Annotated in this window: 16 protein-coding genes; 14 read left to right on the plus strand and 2 right to left on the minus strand. The window is 47.6% G+C overall.

What is annotated here, in order from left to right:
• Nucleotides 1–48 precede the first annotated feature (48 nt).
• The 7 genes from ITJ87_RS02825 (at nt 49) to ITJ87_RS02855 (ending at nt 11,348) form a co-directional block, all read left to right on the plus strand.
• Complete coding sequence (locus ITJ87_RS02825) at nt 49–1,053, plus strand: 2-oxoacid:ferredoxin oxidoreductase subunit beta (protein WP_117964648.1); 1,005 nt, start codon at nt 49–51, stop codon at nt 1,051–1,053.
• A 647-nt stretch (nt 1,054–1,700) separates the two neighbouring features.
• Complete coding sequence (locus ITJ87_RS02830) at nt 1,701–5,081, plus strand: SusC/RagA family TonB-linked outer membrane protein (protein WP_370540409.1); 3,381 nt, start codon at nt 1,701–1,703, stop codon at nt 5,079–5,081.
• Nucleotides 5,082–5,112: 31 nt separating this feature from the next.
• Entirely contained in the window at nt 5,113–6,795 is a 1,683-nt protein-coding gene (locus ITJ87_RS02835) for a SusD/RagB family nutrient-binding outer membrane lipoprotein (protein ID WP_117964645.1), read from the plus strand.
• A gap of 300 nt (nt 6,796–7,095) precedes the next feature.
• On the plus strand, nt 7,096–8,604 hold the full coding sequence (locus ITJ87_RS02840) for an amino acid adenylation domain-containing protein (protein WP_117964643.1): 1,509 nt from the start codon (nt 7,096–7,098) through the stop codon (nt 8,602–8,604).
• An 8-nt stretch (nt 8,605–8,612) separates the two neighbouring features.
• Entirely contained in the window at nt 8,613–8,855 is a 243-nt protein-coding gene (locus tag ITJ87_RS02845; RefSeq protein ID WP_005830717.1) for an acyl carrier protein, read from the plus strand.
• A 3-nt stretch (nt 8,856–8,858) separates the two neighbouring features.
• On the plus strand, nt 8,859–10,247 hold the full coding sequence (locus ITJ87_RS02850) for an MBOAT family protein (protein WP_117964641.1): 1,389 nt from the start codon (nt 8,859–8,861) through the stop codon (nt 10,245–10,247).
• Nucleotides 10,248–10,259: 12 nt separating this feature from the next.
• Nucleotides 10,260–11,348: a histidine kinase gene (locus tag ITJ87_RS02855; protein WP_117600083.1), complete on the plus strand. Its 1,089-nt coding sequence runs from the start codon at nt 10,260–10,262 to the stop codon at nt 11,346–11,348.
• Here ITJ87_RS02855 and upp read toward each other — a convergent pair.
• Nucleotides 11,291–11,950 (minus strand): uracil phosphoribosyltransferase, encoded by a 660-nt coding sequence (upp, locus tag ITJ87_RS02860; protein WP_005830723.1) that lies wholly within the window; start codon nt 11,948–11,950, stop codon nt 11,291–11,293. The two genes, ITJ87_RS02855 and upp, sit on opposite strands and share 58 nt — an antisense overlap.
• A 384-nt stretch (nt 11,951–12,334) precedes the next feature.
• Between upp and pckA the strand changes: the two genes are divergently transcribed.
• Complete coding sequence (gene pckA, locus ITJ87_RS02865; RefSeq protein ID WP_008662559.1) at nt 12,335–13,942, plus strand: phosphoenolpyruvate carboxykinase (ATP); 1,608 nt, start codon at nt 12,335–12,337, stop codon at nt 13,940–13,942.
• Nucleotides 13,943–14,079: 137 nt separating this feature from the next.
• Complete coding sequence (locus tag ITJ87_RS02870) at nt 14,080–14,727, plus strand: nitroreductase (protein WP_117964639.1); 648 nt, start codon at nt 14,080–14,082, stop codon at nt 14,725–14,727.
• A 91-nt stretch (nt 14,728–14,818) separates the two neighbouring features.
• On the opposite strand, the gene typA is transcribed toward ITJ87_RS02870, so the two are convergent.
• Complete coding sequence (gene typA / locus ITJ87_RS02875) at nt 14,819–16,618, minus strand: translational GTPase TypA (RefSeq protein WP_117964638.1); 1,800 nt, start codon at nt 16,616–16,618, stop codon at nt 14,819–14,821.
• Between the two features lie 158 nt (nt 16,619–16,776).
• Between typA and rpsO the strand changes: the two genes are divergently transcribed.
• The 5 genes from rpsO to ITJ87_RS02900 all read left to right on the plus strand — a co-directional run bounded on the left by rpsO (nt 16,777) and on the right by ITJ87_RS02900 (nt 21,753).
• Complete coding sequence (gene rpsO / locus ITJ87_RS02880) at nt 16,777–17,046, plus strand: 30S ribosomal protein S15 (protein ID WP_005830737.1); 270 nt, start codon at nt 16,777–16,779, stop codon at nt 17,044–17,046.
• A gap of 92 nt (nt 17,047–17,138) precedes the next feature.
• Nucleotides 17,139–18,032, plus strand: a complete 894-nt coding sequence (locus ITJ87_RS02885; protein WP_087332377.1) for a helix-turn-helix domain-containing protein — start codon at nt 17,139–17,141, stop codon at nt 18,030–18,032.
• Between the two features lie 14 nt (nt 18,033–18,046).
• Nucleotides 18,047–18,535, plus strand: coding sequence for a DUF4251 domain-containing protein (locus ITJ87_RS02890; RefSeq protein WP_117601393.1), 489 nt, complete (start codon nt 18,047–18,049; stop codon nt 18,533–18,535).
• Nucleotides 18,536–18,676: 141 nt separating this feature from the next.
• On the plus strand, nt 18,677–21,001 hold the full coding sequence (locus ITJ87_RS02895) for an outer membrane beta-barrel family protein (protein ID WP_117964756.1): 2,325 nt from the start codon (nt 18,677–18,679) through the stop codon (nt 20,999–21,001).
• 176 nt (nt 21,002–21,177) lie between these two features.
• Nucleotides 21,178–21,753 (plus strand): helix-turn-helix domain-containing protein, encoded by a 576-nt coding sequence (locus tag ITJ87_RS02900; RefSeq protein ID WP_005830747.1) that lies wholly within the window; start codon nt 21,178–21,180, stop codon nt 21,751–21,753.
• The last annotated feature ends 64 nt before the right edge of the window (nt 21,754–21,817 follow it).

Raw genomic sequence — 21,817 nt, forward strand, 5'->3', positions numbered from 1 at the left:
GCCACCAATTATCAACTATCAATTATCAACTATCAATTTAAAAAGATTATGTACGAATATACAGCAAAAGACTATAAAAAAGGACAACCTCGTTGGTGTCCGGGTTGTGGTGACCACTTCTTTCTGGCCTCACTACACAAAGCAATGGCAGAAATCGGCAAAGCTCCTTGGGAGAATGCCGTCATCTCAGGTATCGGCTGCTCCAGCCGTCTGCCCTATTACATGAATACGTATGCGATGCAGACCATCCACGGACGTGCTGCTGCCATCTCTACAGGTGCCAAGGTTGCCAATCCCAACCTGACGGTATGGCAAATCTCCGGCGACGGTGACGGTCTAGCCATCGGCGGTAATCACTTCATCCACGCCATACGCCGTAACATCGACCTGAACATGATTCTGCTGAACAACCGCATCTACGGTCTGACCAAAGGTCAATATTCTCCGACCTCTCCGCGTGGTTTCGTCAGCAAGTCGTCTCCCTATGGTACGGTAGAAGATCCATTCCACCCGGCAGAGCTTTGTTTCGGTGCCCGTGGCCATTTCTTTGCCCGCGCGGTAGCTACCGATGCTCCGGGGACAGTGGAAATATTGAAGGCAGCCATGGCTCACAAGGGGGCTTCCGTTTGCGAGATTCTGCAAAACTGCGTTATCTTCAATAACGGTACGCATGACTCCGTAGCCAAAAAGGAAGACCGCGCCAAGAATGCCATCTACTTGAAACACGGCGAACCGATGCTCTTCGGCGAGAACAACGAATACGGACTGATGCAGGAAGGCTTTGGTCTAAAAGTCGTGAAACTCGGTGAGAACGGCATTACAGAGAAGGATATCCTCATCCACGATGCCCACTGCATGGACAACACCCTGCAACTAAAGCTTGCCCTAATGGAAGGTCCCGACTTCCCGATTGCACTCGGTGTTATCCGCGATGTGGAAGCTCCTACTTACGACGATGCCGTTCATGAACAAATCGAAGAGGTGTCTGCCAAGAAGAAGTATCACAACTTCGAGGAATTACTGATGACGAATGATACGTGGGAAGTAAAATAAACCACTAAGATTTTTGCATAAGTTGCTTCCACTCATCTGCTGAAATTTCTTATCCAACGGCACATTTCAGATGCAGTGGAAGCAACTCAAAAGTATGGAAGCGCATTTTGCTTCCACACTTTTGAGTTGCAATATTAATAGCTTGCATCATTTCTTATTAATATTATGTTTGCACGAAACAAATAAGGTGCAAACATGATATTAATTTCCTAAAAGTAAGAGTACCTCCCTACCTATCCTTTCTCTCACAAACCGCAGGCTGATGGTTCCTTCGTTCGAGTAGTCCTTCCCAGATAAAGGTCAAAAGCACTCCCACCCTGAAAAGAAAATGCAACCACTGCAACTGCACCAGATTTTATTACAGCGATAGAGCATACCTCCGACGAACAAGGCTACCAATAAGGGTAGACAACAAGACTTCAAGGGAAGAGAGGGAAATTGTGGAATACCTACTGTGGATTTTTTCCACATCTCCACACCACAAACACCCGAACTTCCCTTTTCCCAATTAAAAATAAACGATTGATTATCAACATTATTCATCCTTGAAAGGATAGCTTGCCTTTCGTTTGGCATATCTCTTGCTAAAATATCCGCCGAAAGGACGTAATATTTATAATAAGATAAATCAATTATTTTTCAGTAGTATGAAAATCAGGATGAGAAAACGGTGTGACATTCCACATTCAGCGTCGCACTTCCAAAAAAGTTTGATTATTGCAAGTTGGTTATTAGCATTTCTTTTCACCGGAACAGCCTTCGCACAAGAAAACCGAACCATTAAAGGCATTGTGAGAGATGTAACAGGAGAACCGCTTATCGGTGCCAGCGTCATACAGAAAGGTACCAACAACGGCGTCATTACCGATGTGGACGGCAACTTCACACTGACCGTTCCTGCAGATGCAACACTCTCTATCGCTTACATGGGCTATGCCACCCGGGAGATAAACCTGGCAAAACGAAAAAAGCAAGGCGACCTGAAGATTACACTCAGCGAAGATACCCAGCAACTGAAAGAAGTCGTAGTAACGGCAATGGGCATCAAAAAAGATACGAAACGTGTCGGTTATGCCATCAGTACCATCAGTGCAGACGAATTGGTAAAGGCAGGAGCACCCAATTTTGCCTCTGCCATGTACGGTAAAGCACCGGGAGTCCGCATTACACAAACACAGGGCGGTTCTGCCGGAGCTGTCTCCATCAACGTACGCGGCCTGACCTCTATCACTGGAAATAACCAGCCACTCATCATTCTGGACGGGGTACCCATCCGCAACGGCGGCACGGGCAAAAGCACGGACTTCGCTGAATTTGGCAACGACGGACAAATCCGTTCCAATGGTCTGGTAGACATCAACCCAGAGGACATCGAGAGCCTCAGTATTCTGAAAGGAGCTTCTGCCACAGCTCTCTACGGCTCGGAGGCTGCAAACGGTGCGGTAGTCATCACCAGCAAACGCGCCAAAAGTGGCAAGCTGACGGTGGACTTCAATGCCCAAGTCATGGCAAACTTACCGGCTTATCTGCCGAAAGTACAGACCGTATACGGGCCGGGAACCTACAACACCGCATACAGCGATTATGAGAAACAGACGGGAGGCTTCTATCAGAGAACCCTAAACGGACAAAGCTACAAAAGCCTCCGTTCCACCACCTTGTCCTTCGGCCCGAAATACGACGGTAGCGAGGTACTTTACTGGGACGGGAAGATGCGCCCCTACCAGGCACTGACCGACAACCCGTGGAAAGAGTTGTTTCGCACCGGCTGGACCCAAACTTACAATCTCGCCATCTCACAAGGGACGGAAACCACCAGCAACCGCTTCTCCTACACATTCATGGACGAGATTCCCAATGCCTTGACCGGAAGCTTCACCAAACACAACTTCAAGCTGACCGGTTCGTATCAACTGGCGAAACCGCTGAAACTGGAATACTCCCTTAACTACATCGTACAGAATGTAGAAGACCGCCCGCAAACCTCGCTCAACCTATACAGCGGTTTCGGCAACATGTTCTCCACCTTCCTGGACATTCCCTATCTGAAACAAAGCTACGTCACCAGTCTGGGATACCGTAATACCTTTGTCGGAGGAAACGCCACGCTGACTCCTGAGGAATCATGGGCCTACGACCCCAGTTACGCCACCGGAGTGAACAACATGCTGTGGAATATGTACCATCACCATAGCGACGAGACAGAGAATCGGCTCATCGGTATAATTCGCCCCACCTGGCAGATAACCAACTGGCTGAGTCTGCGCGCCCAGGTTTCAACTGATATCACAGATGTGAAGCAAACACTGAAATATGAAAGCGAACAACCCAATTCCCTATACGACCCCAACGGTAGCTTCCAGTCCATCAACCGCCGTTACGACATTGTCTATGGAGATGTTATGTTGAACTTCAACTATAATATCAACCGCTTCGACATTGCCGCCACCGTAGGCTGGACCGGACGCTACGAAAATATGAACAATATGAGGGTCTCCACCAATGGCGGGCTTGTCACGGAAAACTGGTTCGACCTCAATGCCAGCCGCTACACGCCAAGCAGTACCCTGCAACGTATGGAACTACTGAAAACCGGCTATATGGGTACACTGAGCCTGGGATGGGACAACTATCTATTCCTTGAACTGACCGGACGCCAGGAACGCTCGTCTACCCTAAAAGACCAGAGTTTTTTCTATCCTTCCGCTAATCTGAGTTTCCTCTTCACTCAAGCCTTCCACATGCCGTCATGGTGGAACTATGGAAAACTGCGCCTCTCATACGGTATCGTAGGAAATGCTCCTGAAACCTATACCGCCAATATCGTCTACGAGCAAGGTTCGGACAACGGATTCACCTGGAACACCATTCCCTCTTCATGGGGGAATGCAGATATCCGTCCGGAAAAGAAGTACGAATACGAGATAGGTCTGGAAAGCAAGTTCTTAAACAACCGGTTGGGTATAGATGTATCTTACTACAACAACCGTGTAAAGGACCAGATACTCTCCACGCCGCAACCTTCCACATCAGGCGTAAAGAATGTGTTGATGAATGTGGGCGAGGTAGCCAACCACGGCTGGGATATATCAATCAGTGCCACTCCCATACTGACCAGAGATTTCCGCTGGGACCTGACAGCCAACTATGGTGTATATAAGAACAAAGTAGTGAAACTGGCCGATGGAGTGCCCTATCTGGAAATACTCAACTCCGGAGGCAGTGGAATAAAAATACAAGCTGTGGAAGGCCAGCCAATGGGTGACATCTATGCGCAGGTTCCCCAGGTGAACGAAAACGGTGAGTACCTCGTTTCCGATAAAGGTCTTTACCTCAACCAAACCGAATTGCAGAAAGTCGGCAACATCAATCCGGCAGGCGTAGGAGGTCTATTCAACTCTTTCTCCTACAAGAATGTATTCCTCGATTTCAGTATCGACTTCCGCATCGGAGGAGATGTCATCAACGAAATGAACCAATATGCCACCGCAGTGGGTCTGACACCCGAATCCCTAAAGTACCGCGATACGGAACACGGCGGACTGTCCTATTACTATCCGGGCGACAACAATTCCAGCGGAATTCCGGTACAAGTAGACCCTTCCACGGGTGCCGGCCCCAACGGAGAGATAATCTACCACGACGGCATCATCCTTCCGGGTGTAGTGGCCTCCACTGGCGAAAGAAACACACGTATCATTCCGGCAGGCTATTACTACAACACCACCTATAATTGGGGAACGGAGGCCGAACAGCTGACATACCGCCATTCGGTATTCGACAATTCTTATGTCAAACTGCGTGAATTGACCATCGGCTACCAGTTTCCCGAAAAGATAATTTCCAAACTGGGACTGGGCCGGCTGAGTGTGTCGGTCTTCGGACGTAACCTCTTCTACTTCTACAAAGCACTGAAAAACTACGATGCGGAGTCGTCCGTCGGAACATCCTGGGCCAACCAGGCTACCGTGGGAAGTTCTACCACAGCTACCCGCAGTTTCGGTGTTTCACTTCGTGCAAGTTTCTGACAAAACAACCATCCAAAAAACAACAAAGAGTATGAAAAAGACAAAGATATTATCTCTTGTTTCATTGGGAGCATTCCTCTTGACAACATCAGGCTGTACGGATTATGACTTCGACAGCAAATACGAAGACCCCTCCAAAGTAACCCAAGTCACCATCAGTAATCTGATGGTAGGAGTCTTCCAAAAAGTAAAGGACTATGATGTTTACGAATACAACCGGTTCTTCGGATTCGATTCACAGTTTACGGGCAAGTATGCACAAACCTTCGGCTACTCCAACACTACGGATATGTATACCCCCGGCTATATACCCGCTATTGACGGACAGTGGGACAATGTGTATTCGGCACTGGCCCAGTTCCGTAAGCTGGAATCTCTCTACGAGGAAGAAAGCGCGGCAGAACAAGCCCAGGACGAGGCATTCTATCTTGCCGCCAAAGTACAGTTGTACGATTTCTTTGCCGCCACAGTGGACGTTTTCGGGGATATGCCTTTCTCGGAAGCTTGCACGCTGCCGCTTACCAACGATGTAGGTAAATCGTATGCTCACTATGACAAGGCCGAGAATATATATAAAACCATTCTTGACGAGCTCAAAGAAATTGCTCCGCGGTTCCGCTCCATCCCCACACCGAGGAACTTCAATACACAAGACTTTATCAACAACGGGGACATGGACAAATGGGAACGTTATGCAAACTCCTTGCGCCTACGCCTTGCCCTGCGCGTAGCCGCGCAGGGAGACTTGCAGGCGGAAGGCCGTACCGCCATCAAGGAAATCCTGGAAAATCCGTCGGCCTATCCGTTGATAGAGGAACAAGAAAACAACATTCTCATTGTCAACCAGAAGTCTGGGCAACTGAACTTCACCGCAGGCCACGGACTGGGTGACTGGGTAACCAACCGACTCGCTTCGGGCGCCATCATCGACCGCATGCTGGGCCATGGCAACTATGATATGACCAGCAATGACCCACTGAGCGGCGTTTATGTGAAAGGAGAAGACGACCCGCGCATCCTGCTCAACTTCAATCCCGTGAAGATTACCAACCAAAACACCGGTCAATTGGACGAGCACCGTTATCTGGGCACAGACCTCACCGTGGCGGATGAGCTGACGGAATATTACAACTCGCAGGCACAAGACGAAGTCAATACCAGCAACACCGGTTTCTCACAAATCACGCAGAAAGGTTTCTTTTGGGAAAACGATAAATTCGACATGCTGATAATGGCCTCACCCGAAATCCATTTCCTGAAAGCGGAAGCCTATGAAATGGGGTATGGAGTGGCAAAGAATGAAGCGAAAGCGGAAGAAGAGTTCAAAAAGGCTGTCGGCCAGTCCATCACGCTTTACTACTATTACGATTCGGTAAGTACGGGTGAAAACGCACGCCGGTATGATGCCCCCACTGCCGAAGAAACAGCCTCTTTCGCTGCTGCCAAATGGAACAGCACGGAATATGCAGACAAGCTGGATGCTATCATTACCCAAAAGTGGCTGCATTTCGGTTTCCTGGCCAGTCGCGAGGCATGGAGTGACATCCGACGTACCGGTTATCCGTCCGGCCTGGTCTTCCCCGAAGTGGCCGGTACCATCACAAATGTGCCGAACCGCTGGAGATACCCGAATACGGAAGTCAACTACAATCCCTACTATAAAGAGGTGTCAGCCGAAGACACTTACTACCACAAACTGTTCTGGGCAAAATAAGGACTTTGTTTGCAAACCCATTCTGCCCGGAGAGTGTACTATAACTCACCACGGAATTACACGGATTAACACAGATTATCTTTGGAGTTCTGATAATAAAGAACTTTTAGTTATGTTAATCCGTGTAATTCCGTGGTGAGTATGTATTTGCCTCTCAGTTTCTTTTATTCCGAACTATATCCTTCCTTTTTAGAAATCTTAAGGATTGCCCGATAGGGAGATTGCAGGAAACCACTGTCTTTAATGAACGACGGATAAACATCGCTTCCGCAAAAACTGAACTATAACATAACGGAGTAAATGAAAAAACATTCAAATGACTTGATTGGCGACATCGTGAAAGCCTTCGGCAAATATGCCGACCGGCCGGCATTCGTCATCGAAGACACTGCCTGCACTTATGGAGAGCTGGCAACTTGCGTACAGAAAATATCCTCCCTATTCAAGGACAGAGAAGACAAAATTATCGGCATCGTCGCAGAAAACAGACTGGAAACATACGCATCCATACTATCTGCACTGATTTGCGGAAAGGCATACGTCATCCTCCATCCTTCCTACCCCAAACATAGGAATGACAGAATTGCCGGCTTAGCAGGCATCCGCCTCGTGCTGCATACCGAGAATATCCATGTCTTGAACCTCGACACCCGGAATCTGGAACTGATATGCACCTCCGAAATAGAGCAGGCAGAGAACTCCACCACGTTCCATGCCGCAGAAGACATCCTCCATACGGCAGAAGAGGAAAATGCCTACATTATCTTCACTTCCGGAAGCACGGGCGAACCCAAAGGAGTGCCCATCTCTCGCCGCAACCTGAATGCTTTCTATACCGCCTATCACCGCCTCGGCTGGCAACTGGACGGGAACGACCGGATGCTGCAGATGTTCGAACTCACTTTCGACGTTTCCATCGTATCCTTTCTGTATCCGCTGACGCTGGGTGCTTGCATATACACCGTTTCTCCGGAAGGCGTGAAATACATCAACGTAATTGAAACTCTGGAAAAATACGACCTGACCTTCGCTGCCGTAGCCCCTTCACTGCTCCAGCTGCTACGTCCCTATTTTCCGGAGATACACCTTCCCGCACTGAGATATCTGGTGGTTACTGCCGAGGCATCTGACGCGGAGCTGTTGGGTGCTTTCAGAAAATGCGTCCCCAATGCCTCTTTCATAAACCTATACGGACCGACAGAGGGAACCATCTACTGCACTGCCTATCGGATACCCGTCACCTCCTGCAAGCATCACAACGGCATGGTCGCCATCGGAAAGCCTTTCGAAGGCATCGATGCCCTGATTATGGATGCAGACGGCCGCCCGCTGCCTACCGGAGAAACCGGTGAACTATGGATTAGCGGCAATCAAGTGATGGGCGGCTACTGGAATGCTCCCGAAAAAAACGGAGAATGCCTCGTAGAGACCGCCAATGGAAAAGTATACTACAAAACAGGAGACCTCTGCCAAATGGACGCCGACGGCGACATCATTTATTACGGACGAAAAGACTCACAGATAAAGATACAAGGGTTTCGCATTGAGCTGAGCGAGATTGAACATGTGGCAAAAAACTTTTTCAACGGTGAATGCCGTATAGTCGTCATTCCCAAATACGACAACGACAACCAGTGCGAACTGCATCTCGTCGTAGAGAAGAAACAGCTCGACAAACAGCAGATAGAGGAATATCTGTGTAGCAGGCTTCCCTACTACATGATTCCCAAGCATATGCATTGTCTGGAACAGTTTCCGCTGAACACCAGTAGCAAAACAGACAGAAAGAAAATACAAGAACTAATTTAAACTTGACAATGGATACACAGACTATTTTGAATGAAATGAGCCTCATCTTTCGGGAGGTACTGAAAAGAGAGAACATCGTACTTGACAATGAAACCACCGCCCAGGATGTAGAAGGATGGGATTCACTGACCAACATGCAACTGATAAACAAGATAGAGAAGAAATTCAATGTACGCTTCACCTTCAGAGATATTGTAAAACTCAAAAACGTGGGAGACATCTGCCATGCCATTTTAACCAAAACCAACTAAGAAATGTCATTCATATCCCTGAACTTCGTCGTACTGTTTGCGTGTACTTTCATTCTATACCATACGCTTCCTTCACGATTCAGAAAAGCGACCTTACTGACAGCCAGCTGCCTCTTCATAGGCTTCTACCACCTCGCTTTTCTGATAACGGCCCTCATCCTCACGCTTACCACCTTCTACCTTGGCAAATGGATAGGACAGGCCAAGCGGGAAAGCGGCATGAAGGGAATTTATTTTTCAGGTGTGTGTTTTCTGGTTGTAAGCTGGTTGGCATTCCGGTATGCCGACCGGCTTACAGACTGCCACATTCTCTTTCCACTGGGAATCTCTTTCTATACTTTCCAGGCCATTTCGTACCTGACAGAAATCTACTGGCAAGAAGAAGAACCGGAAAAGAGCCTGCCCGACTTCATGATATACATGCTCTTCTTCATGAAGTTCCTTTCCGGTCCCATAGAAAGAGCAAGTGACATGCTCCCCCAACTGAAGTCCTGCAAAGCTACGGACTATACATCCATGGTCTACGGAATGAGATTGATTGTCGTGGGACTAATAAAGAAACTGATACTGGCTGACTCCATCGCCCCATACATAGACGGTGTCTTCGGGTCGGTATACACAGCCTCGGGCGTGCAATTGCTGATGGCATGCCTCCTATATCCGATAGAGCTGTATGCCGACTTCTCCGGATATACCGACATCGCATTGGGAGGAGCGCGCATGCTGGGATTCAAGCTCAGCCCAAACTTCAACCGGCCGTTCATTGCACAGACCACTGCCGACTTCTGGCGCCGATGGCACATGTCGCTTTCATTCTGGGTACGCGACTATCTGTACCTCCCGTTGTCCTCGAGCCTGCGTGGATGGGGACAATGGGGCGTATTTCTAAGTCTGGCGCTGACCTTTACGGGACTGGGTATCTGGCATGGTGCCGGATGGAACTTCGCTGTCTACGGACTAATTCAAGGTGTCATCATTTTCTACGAGATGAAGACCACAGCATTTCACCGCAGACTGAAAGCCCAATTGGGAAGCCGCTTATATGCCACATTATCCGTCGTAAGGACCTACCTACTTTTTGCTGTATCTCTGATATTCTTCCGGGCAAGTTCCATGGCCGAAGCGTTCCACTACATCAGCCACCTCTCCTTCGGCGTACATTACAGTTGGAAGGAAATGAACATCGGAATGCCGGACCACAACAGCATTGTGGCAGGAAGCGCACTCGTACTGATATTGGTTTACGAATATTTCATGTCCAAGCATGATTTGCTGGAAGCCCTCGGACGACAGCCGACAGCCGTAAGATGGAGTATCTATTATCTGCTCGCCATAATACTTTTCACACTGGGACAGTTCAACTCGGACAGCTTCATATATTTACAATTTTGACAATAAAGACACATGATGAAGAAAAACAGCGAACGGAACGCAGCCATACGTTTCATGAAAAAGCTCTTTATCCTTTTTATCCCTTTTATAGCCCTACTGGCAGTCTATTTCCTGGACGACCCTTTCATGGTCCTGAAGAACTATGAACGATACGACCAAACCCCGGTTGTACTAAACGAAGGGTACGTGGGGTGGCAGATGTATCTGAACAACCGGGATACCATCCCCATCGACTCCTATATCATGGGAAACTCCTGCACTATGGCTTATCAATGCCATGAATGGGAGAAATACCTCCACGGCGGAAGGGCCGTACGGCTATTCGGAAATGCCGAAAGCCTCGCCGCCGTCTGCCTGAAGCTGAGGGCACTGGACAAGGCAGGTGCAACAATCAAGAACCTGCTGCTGATTATCGACAAGGAATCATTGCACAACGACCGCTGCCTGACCGGACATTCCAACATTCTGCCGCCCGCCATATCGGGAATAAGCAACTTCAAGTTTCAGAAGGAATTCTGCCAAGCCTTCTTCTACCCGAACTTTCTCTTCCCCTATCTGGACTACAAGCTGTTCCATACCTATCGCCCTTACATGAAAGGGATTATAAACCCCTATGGCTCCACCCGAAACCCGGTAACCAATGATGTGCTGAATCCCAGAGAGAAAATGATAAAGGAAGAGGGAGATAAGTACTGGGAAAACCGGAAAGGAGAATTCACCAAAGAGAAAATGAAGAATTATAGAGACGGGAAATACCGGGAAGCCCCCCAAGTGCTCAGGGAAAAGCAAATCAGCTTGTTGCAGGAAATAAAGTGGATTTGCCGGAAGCATGATACCGATGTGAAAATCATTATCAGTCCCGACTACCTGCAGGTCAACATAAACCCTGCCGACGTAAAGACGCTAAAGCGCTTCTTCGGAAAACGGAATGTGTTTGATTTCACCGGTATCAACGAATACACGGAAGACATCCACAATTATTATGAACCGGGTCATTATAGGCCCGCACTTGGGAAAAGGCTGATGGAAAAGATATATGAACCTTATATCTTGTCACCGAACGCCAAATCTCCGGCATCTCCCAGCCCGGGAACGATATAGGAATGCTCGTTCATCTCCGGGTCGATTGCTGCACACCACAAGGTCACTTCATCTCCAGGGAACAGCTTTTCCAGATGCTCTACGCCCTGCTGGCTGGCTATGACACAAGCTATCTGCAACTTGGCCGGCATCCCCTTGGTGACGAAGGCCTTCCAGGCCAATTCCATACTTTCTCCCGTGGCAAGCATCGGGTCTACAATCAATAATGTCTTCTTGGACAAATCCGGAGTAGCGATGTATTCGATGTGTACATCCACCGTACGGCATTCCTTATCCTTATAATAACGGTAAGCGGAAACAAAAGCGTTCCCGGCATGGTCGAACATATTCAAGAATCCAGTATGCAAAGGCAATCCGGCACGGAAAACAGTGGCAATCACCACCTCGTCATCGGGTGTGCTGACCGACGCCACCCCCAAGGGAGTCTGTACCTGCTTGACAGAATACGTCAGTTCCTTACTCATTTCATACGCCATTATCTCTCCAATGCGTTCAATATTACGGCGGAAACGCATACGGTCGCCCTGGACTGCTACATCACGAATTTCCGCCACGTATTGGTTCAAGACAGAATTTGTCTCGGCAAAGTTGATAACCTTCATAACTATAAATGTGCTAATGTGCAAATATGCTAATGTGCAAATGTGGTGTACGTAATGCCGCATGGCAATTAGCACATTGGCATATCAGCACATTAGCACATTAAAATCTGCTGCAAAGTAAACGAATTTCACTCAATTTGCAACATTCAGTTAGCAGATATTGTTATGGTTTTATAAAAGATTTCCTATTAGAGAAAAATTTCTCTAATAGAGCTTTTCTTTAAAAAGAAAGTATTACTTTTGTAGGCGAAAAACAAGGGACCTGCTGAAAAGCAGGAAAAAAAGAGCTTTTCTACACCCGTTTTCCCTTGTAAATCAAAGGTAAAAAGAGATTAAAGAAAGAGATTATAAACCAAATACCAACATTTTAAATCATTAAAAGAAATGGCAAATTTAGATTTAAGCAAGTACGGTATCCAAGACGTGAAGGAAATTATCCACAACCCGTCTTACGATGTACTGTTCGCAGAAGAAACCAAACCAGGTTTGGAAGGTTTTGAAAAAGGTCAGGTAACTGAACTGGGTGCTGTAAATGTAATGACAGGTATCTATACCGGTCGTTCTCCTAAAGATAAATTCTTCGTAATGAATGAAGCCAGCAAAGATTCTGTATGGTGGACTTCTGAAGAATACAAAAACGACAACAAACCTTGCTCTGAAGAAGCTTGGGCTGACTTGAAAGCTAAAGCTGTTAAGCAGCTGAGCGGCAAGCGTCTGTTTGTTGTTGATACCTTCTGTGGTGCCAACCCCGCTACTCGTATGAAAGTACGTTTCATCATGGAAGTGGCATGGCAGGCTCACTTCGTAACTAACATGTTCATCCGCCCGACTGCTGAAGAACTGGCTAACTACGGAGAACCCGATTTCGTATCATTCAACGCTTCTAAGGCAAAAGTTGACAACTACAAGGAACTGGGTCTGAACTCTGAAACAGCTACTGTATTCAACTTGAAGACCAACGAACAGGTTATCTTGAACACTTGGTACGGCGGTGAAATGAAGAAGGGTATGTTCTCTATCATGAACTACAAGAACCCGTTGCGTGGTATCGCTTCTATGCACTGCTCTGCCAACACTAATATGGAAGGCACTGACTCTGCTATCTTCTTCGGTCTGTCCGGTACTGGTAAGACTACCTTGTCAACTGACCCGAAACGTCTGTTGATCGGTGACGACGAACACGGATGGGATGACGAAGGTGTATTTAACTACGAAGGTGGTTGCTACGCTAAGGTTATCAACTTGGATAAAGAAAGCGAACCCGATATCTACGCTGCCATCAAGCGTGACGCTCTGTTGGAGAACGTTACAGTTGCTGCTGACGGCAAGATTGACTTCGCTGACAAGAGCGTAACAGAAAACACTCGTGTTTCTTATCCTATCTACCACATCAATAACATTGTTAAACCGGTTTCTAAGGGTCCTCACGCTCACCAGGTAATTTTCTTGTCTGCTGACGCATTCGGTGTATTGCCTCCGGTATCTATCCTGAACCCTGAACAAGCTCAGTACTACTTCTTGTCTGGCTTTACTGCTAAGTTGGCTGGTACAGAACGTGGTATCACTGAACCGACTCCGACATTCTCTGCTTGCTTCGGTGCTGCTTTCTTGAGCTTGCATCCTACTAAATATGCAGAAGAATTGGTTAAGAAGATGAACAAGGTTGGTGCTAAGGCATACTTGGTTAACACTGGTTGGAACGGTAGCGGCAAACGTATCTCTATCAAAGATACTCGTGGTATCATCGACGCTATCCTCGACGGTTCTATCGACAAGGCTCCGACGAAGGTTATTCCTTTCTTCGACTTCGTGGTTCCTACTGAATTGCCTAATGTAGATCCGAAGATTCTTGATCCTCGCGATACTTACGAATGCGCTTGCCAATGGGAAGAAAAAGCAAAAGACCTGGCTGGCCGCTTCATCAAGAACTTCGCTAAGTTCACTGGCAACGAAGCTGGTAAGGCTCTGGTTGCTGCTGGTCCGAAGCTCTAATCTGACAATAAAGTTAGAAACATATGAAAAAGGTATCTCCTCCGGGAGATGCCTTTTTTCTTTTTTAATATCTCTATCTCATTGATAATCCGAAAGTTTTAGTAGTTTTGCAGAAACCATTATTCAAATAAAGCAATATGAAAAGTATCAGATTGATGTTGGCAGGCGCAAGTTTGTTACTGCTCTGCAGTTGCGGTGCCCAGGTCCAGAAAGAGGCCCAAGCTGCCAATGCAAATGAAAGCAAAGAGAATGCGGTGATTGAAACCATCATGTCACGCCGCAGCATCCGCCAGTACAAACCGCAAGCCGTGAATCGCGACACCATGCAGATTATCCTGGATTGCGGTATCAATGCACCCAACGGACAGAACAAGCAATCGTGGGAAGTGCGTGTAGTGGATAACCCGGATTTCATCAACGGCATTACGGAAATCTACAAGAAGGAAAATCCCAAAGCCGCCGAAGACCCGAAATTCAAGAACATGTTTCGCAACGCTTCTACAGTAGTATTTATTGCCAATGACCCGTCTTATGACCTTTCGCAGATTGACTGCGGACTGCTGGGTGAGAATATGATTCTATCAGCCTGGTCCATGGGAATCGGTTCTTGCTGCTTGGGCGGTCCCACGCGCTTCATGACCTCTACTCCGGCTGCTGCCGGATACCTGAAGAAACTGGATATTCCGGAAGGCTATCAGCTACTTTACTGTATCGCTTTCGGCTATCCGGATGAAACGCCCGCTGCCAAACCCCGTAATGCGGCAAAGGTAAAATTCATCGATTGACTTTCGTTTGAATGACGACAATAAACAAGGAGTGCCTCACCTTTCGGCGGGGCACTCCTTTCATATATAACAACTAAAACTCTTCTGTTTATCAGTTCTTGTTTGCGCGTTTACGCTCAAGCTCATCGAGGATAACCTTACGCATACGCATTGATTTAGGAGTAACTTCCACGTATTCGTCTTCCTTGATGTACTCCAGTGCCTCCTCAAGAGAGAACTGTACGGGAGGAATCAGACGTGCCTTATCATCCGAACCACTGGCACGCATATTGGTAAGCTTCTTGGACTTCGTTACATTAATCACCAAGTCGTTGTCATGGGAATGCTCGCCCACTACCTGGCCTGCATAAACCTCTTCCTGCGGGAAAATGAAGAATTTACCGCGGTCTTGCAACTTGTCAATGGCATAGGCAAAAGCCGTACCGGACTCCATGGCAATCATAGAACCGTTGGTACGCCGTTCAATTTCACCCTTATACGGCTGGTATTCCTTAAAACGGTGTGCCATGATAGCCTCGCCGGCAGAAGCGGTCAGCACGTTGGTACGCAGACCGATGATACCGCGCGACGGCATGTCGAACTCAAGATTTACACGTTCGCCGGCACTTTCCATCTTTACCATTTCACCTTTACGACGGGTCACCATATCAATCATCTTGCTGGCATATTCTTCGGGAACATTGATGGTCAGCTCTTCGATAGGTTCGCATTTCACGCCGTCAATCTCCTTGAAGATTACCTGCGGTTGCCCTACCTGCAACTCATACCCTTCACGACGCATGGTCTCAATCAGTACGGAAAGATGAAGCACGCCACGGCCGGAAACAATCCACTTGCCGTCTTCCTCGCTCTTGCGCACACGAAGAGCAAGATTCTTATCCAACTCCTTCATCAAACGGTCGTGGATGTGGCGGGAAGTAACAAACTTACCTTCCTTACCGAAGAACGGAGAGTCGTTGATGGTGAAGAGCATACTCATCGTAGGCTCGTCAATGGCAATGGGCGGCAACGCCTCCGGATTTTCGTAATCGCAGACCGTATCTCCGATTTCAAATCCTTCGATACCTACCAATGCACAGATGTCACCGGAAGACACTTCCTGCACCTTTACACGGCTCATACCTTCGAATGTATGCAGTTCCTTGATTTTTGATTTCACGATACTCCCGTCACGCTTTGCCAAAGACACGTTCATGCCTTCTTTCAATGTGCCACGGTGCACGCGGCCCACAGCAATACGCCCGGTATACGAAGAATAATCCAGCGAAGTAACCAGCATTTGCGGTGTACCTTCCAACTGTTCGGGGGCAGGAATATTCTCCAAGATACAGTCCAGAAGCGGATAAATGTTATCAGTCGGCTGCTGCCAGTCGGTACTCATCCAATTATTCTTGGCAGAACCGTAGATAACGGGGAAATCCAGCTGGTCCTCGGTTGCATTCAAGCTGAACATCAAGTCGAACACCATCTCGTACACTTCTTCGGGACGGCAGTTTGGCTTATCCACCTTATTTACAACAACGATAGGTTTCAGACCAATCTGCAGAGCTTTCTGCAATACAAACCGTGTCTGCGGCATAGGACCTTCGAAAGCATCCACAAGCAGAATGCATCCATCCGCCATATTCAATACACGTTCCACTTCACCTCCGAAGTCACTGTGTCCCGGAGTATCAATAATGTTAATCTTGGTGTCCTTGTAGTTGATAGAAACGTTCTTTGAGAGAATCGTTATACCTCGTTCACGCTCCAGGTCATTGTTATCCAACATTAATTCACCTGTGCTCTGGTTGCTGCGGAAAAGGTTTCCGGCCAAAAGCATCTTGTCAACGAGCGTCGTTTTCCCATGGTCCACATGGGCAATAATTGCAATGTTTCTAATCTTTTGCATATAATACCTATTATTTTCAGGCGACAAAGTTAGTGATTTTGGATTAGATATGCAGTATAGATATGATTTTTTTGCTGAATATCATTGTGATATAAAAGTTTATCCCTATCTTTGCAGCCCCGAAAGGGAATATTTATAATAACTTTTAATTAAACATTATGTATTTAGACGCTGCTAAAAAGCAAGAAATCTTCGGCAAATACGGAAAGTCTAACACTGATACTGGCTCAGCTGAGGCTCAGATAGCTTTGTTTTCCTACCGTATTGCTCGTCTGACTGAGCACCTTAAGCTCAACAGAAAGGATTATAGTACAGAAAGAGCTTTGACTATGTTGGTAGGTAAACGCCGTGCGTTGCTGACTTATCTGAAGGACCGCGACATCACCAGATATCGTGCTATCGTCAAAGAACTCGGCTTGCGTAAGTAATCTACTTGCGGCAAAACCATCAAAAAAGGAAGTTTTCCAAAAGGAAACTTCCTTTTTTGTTTATAATCCGATTTATACCTAATTTTGTATCCATGAAAAGAAAAGTATCAGCAGCAAATCTTTCGATAGCAATCACTTTTCTATTGATACTGCTATCATTCGGCTTTGGTTATCGCAGCTATTCGCAGGCAGAACAACGTGTGGTCTCTGACCTGAACCAGGCACTGCAACGCACAGTATTGCAGAACAAGGGATTATGGTTGAATGCGGACACCATCCAAACCTATGCCAAGTTGCAAGAAGTGATGGGTACTCCCGTTTCCGTAAGCGGTTCCCACAGAGCCTTTACCGAAGCATTGTCCGTCACCGGATTGAAAGATGTCTCCACACTTTCGCTGCATATACTGAAAAAGAATGCTCCCGCCACCGTATTCAATGAAATTCCTGCCGGATGTCTTGCCAGCGACACATTAGTATGGCTCTCCACCACAGCCGATGCATCTGGACTGACGCTTTCTTTCCGAGGATATGCCCGCTGCTCAGCTGCCATGCTGTTCAGTTTATCCAAGCAGACAATTCCGGCAACATTGCTATTGGCCGCCCTCCTCTGGGGAGGATTCACCTTTTTCTATTTCCGTCGGCGCACAAGGACTGATGCTGATACTTGTAACGGGCAACAGCAGGAAAACACCATCACTTTCGGCAACCTTTCGCTTTCCCTCCAGGAAGCCTGCTTCTATAATGAGCGGCAAGAGAAACTGAAGCTCACACCCATGCAATATACACTGATGGAGATGTTCTATCTTTCTTCCTCACACCTACTTTTCAAGTCTGACATCTGCCAATCGCTATGGCCGGGAAAAGACAATGCAGACGAAACGCTTTACACATTGATACGGCGTCTGAAGCCCATTGTCGAGGACAACAGCAACCTCAGAATAACAACAGACCGTGGCCGCGCCTACGGACTGGAAATAAGAACCTAAACATTATAAGAATCATGAAGACTAACAGACTTATTCTATTAGGGCTAATCTGCCTAACTGCCGCAATGCCGGCAACTGCTCAAAGCCGAAGCGAAAAGAAAACACGTATCGAACGTATAGTAAAGGAGGCCATAGCTGCCAGACAATACAAAATCAACGTAGACCGGATGCAACCGATGAGAGGCAGCAGCCGTAGCCTGACCACCAACTATACATTGGAAGTCAGAAATGACTCTGTCTTTTCCTATCTACCTTACTTTGGAGTGGCCTATAACGCTCCCTATGGAGGAGGCAAAAGTCTAAACTTCAACGCCCCCATCACCGGATACACAACCAAGCCTCTCAAAAAAGGCAAAACCCAAATAGACTTCAAGACTCGCAGTGAAGACGACAATTATGAATACAGCCTCACCGTCTTTCCCGACGGTTCTACCAGTATCCATATACAGTCCATGAACAAGCAGTCCATCTCATTTACCGGAGATATGGATACAGAAAAATAGCCATTCCCCGCCCAGAAGAGTAAGAAAAGGCATTGTCAGTCTATTGTCAGGCAAATGTCAGACAACTATCCGCTTTTTGTTTCTTCCATCCCGGCAGAAAGCGGATACCTTCGTGTCCCGAAATCAAACAACAACCGGAACATGAAACAGATAATATGTATTCTTGCCCTGCTCCTAATGAGCGTCACGACAACAAAAGCACAAACCAGCCCGACAACCCCCTCCATCCGAGGTAAAATTCTCACAGAGGAAAAGCAACCGATAGAGTTTGCTAACATCGCCCTCCTTTCCGAAGATTCCACCTTCATACAAGGAACGTGTAGCCGAAGCGACGGTAGTTTTAAACTTCTCCCTCCCGCTCCCGGAAACTATCTACTACAAATTTCTTCCATCGGTTACAAAACCCTTTGCCAGCCTTGCCCCACCGGGAGTACCCACAACTGGATATTGCAAACCGATGCCGTGCTACTTGCGGAAACCGTCATCACCGCCGCCCGTCCCGTTTTCCGACTAAAGGGCGGAAAGTTGGAGACAAGCGTACGGCAAACCCTGCTTGCATCCTTGAATGATGCCAACGACGTATTGAAACATATCCCCGGACTGCGCTCCTCTGATGAGGGGTATACCGTTTTTGGCAAAGGGACACCGGTCATCTATATAGACAACCGCCTTCTGCAAGACAACTCCGAGCTGCAACGCCTCTCTGCCGCCGATATTGAAAAAGTGGAGCTCATCACCAACCCGGGTGCAGAGTACGATGCTACCGTTAAAGCCGTTGTACGCATACGCACCGTACGTAACAAAAGAGACAGTTTTGGCGGTAATTTCCGTGCAGGAATCACCCAACGGAGACGCAGCAGCCATTACGGACAAGTCAATCTGAATTATCAGAAGAAAGGACTGGCCCTACTGGGCATGCTGTACACCAATTATGAAAACAGAAAACGCCACCAGGAGGTTCGCTACCAGATACCGTCCGAAATACAATGGGATGTAAATAACCGGGGTCACTTATATAATAAGGGACTGCTTGCCGGAGGAAAAGCAAGCGCCAGTTACGACTTCACCCCCCAACACAGCCTCGGTGCCTCCTATGAGTTTCATCGTACCCCCGATTATCACAGCAGTGATCATTCGACATATACCGTCCGGGCGAATGAAGAGTTGGCCGATCACACCATACATTCCTCTCAAAACTTGCAGCAAACCAGCCGGCACCAGCTGAATGCCTACTATCAGGGCAGCATAAAGCAACTCTACATAAACTTCAACACCGACCTGGTATACGGCAAAAGTTATAATCACCAGGAGGCTCAAGAAGAAAGCCAGACCGAAGGCAATCGCGACATCAGCTCTTTCAACCACGCCGACAACCGCCTTTATGCCGCCAAGTTGATTCTGACCCATCCCCTTTGGAAAGGTGAACTGAAGACCGGCGCCGATTACACCTTCATCCGGCGAAATGACAATTTCCTGAACCGGCAGCACATACTTCCCGATACAGACAGTCGAATCGACGAAAGCAAGTCCGCCGTCTTTGCCGAATACTCACTGACATTAGGAAAAATCAGCCTTCTTGCAGGACTGCGCTTCGAGCATGCCGTCTCCGACTATTGGGAGCAGGAAGAGTACGTGCCCGGTCAAAGTCGTACTTACAATGACTGGTGCCCCAACCTATCGGTAGACTTTCCTCTCGGCAAAGCCCAAGCCAATCTCAGCTATACAGCCAAAAGCAACCGCCCCAGCTTCTTCCAGCTACGTAGCACACTGAGTTATAACAACCGTTTCATCTACGAAGGCGGAAACCCGCTGCTCACCCCCGAAACCAACCACGACCTGCAGTTCACGGCCCTTTACAAGTGGGTACAATTCGGACTTAACTACCAATACCGCCGCAATGCCATTGCCTTCATGACCAAAGAATACGAGGACAATCCGGATGTTGTCATCTTCACTACCGGAAATTTCAAACGGATGCAGTATCTCACCGCCTCTGCCCATCTGTCACCCACCGTCGGCATCTGGAAACCGGAGCTCGGCATCTACTTCGCCCAACCGTTCTTCAAAGTCACCAATCAAGGCAGTAGCAAGAATATGAACCGCGGCAGCATTTACCTCTTTCTGCAAAACAGTCTCCAGCTTCCGGACGAGTGGACTCTCTCCCTTGATGCCGACTACCAGAGCGAAGGCAACTTCGGCGCCATGCTGCAACGTTCCTATTGGGGCATAGACGCCGGCATCCGCAAAACATTCTTCAACAAAAGGCTGACGCTCGGACTGCAAGTCAATGACCTGTGGAATTCCCGGTATGGCTCCTTCATGCTGTTCGGTCCCCGGCTGACCTATACGAAAAAGGCAAACCCGGACTCGCGCAGCTTCTCCCTGAACCTAAGCTATCGCTTCAATGCGGCAGGCAAAGCGTACAAAGGAAAGCACGTATCGGAACAAGACTTAAAGCGGCTATAAACAGAACTTTGGGGAAGAAAGAGAAACAGAACAGAAGAATATTATACAAATAAGCCGACCACCGGATATATTTCAGCAATATTTTCCCTCAGAATGTTGCATCAAGTAAAAGTTTCTCTTATTTTTGCGGTTTAATAGCTATAAATTATAACCTTTAGACAGAAAATACTATCATTATGGATACCAGCAAAATTGTAGGAGAAAAAATAAAATCACTCCGTGAAAGCCAATCCATCAGTATGGAAGAACTGGCACAGCGTTCGGGACTTGCTATCGAACAGATTGAACGTATAGAAAACAACATCGACCTCCCGTCACTGGCTCCCCTCATCAAGATAGCTCGTGTACTGGGTGTACGTTTGGGAACTTTTCTTGACGACCAGGATGAGAACGGTCCCGTGGTCTGCCGTAAGGACGAATCGCAGAACAGCATCAGTTTCTCCAACAATGCCATCCACAGCCGCAAGCATATGGAGTATCATTCACTCTCCAAATCCAAAGCCGACCGCCACATGGAGCCGTTTATCATTGATGTGGCCGCTACGGACGACAGTGACTTTGTACTCTCCTCACACGAAGGCGAAGAATTCATCATGGTGATGGAAGGGACCATGGAAATCAGTTACGGCAAAAACACCTACCTGCTCGAAGAAGGTGACAGCATCTATTACGATTCCATCGTTCCGCACCACGTACACGCCTATGAAGGGCAGGCAGCCAAGATACTTGCAGTAGTTTACACACCAATTTAAATTAATGGAAAATTGAAAGGTGAAAATGGAAAATGATAAATACTTTCTATTTTCACCTTTCCAC

Source organism: Bacteroides sp. HF-162 (genome assembly GCF_015679285.1).
Lineage (GTDB): Bacteria > Bacteroidota > Bacteroidia > Bacteroidales > Bacteroidaceae > Bacteroides > Bacteroides uniformis.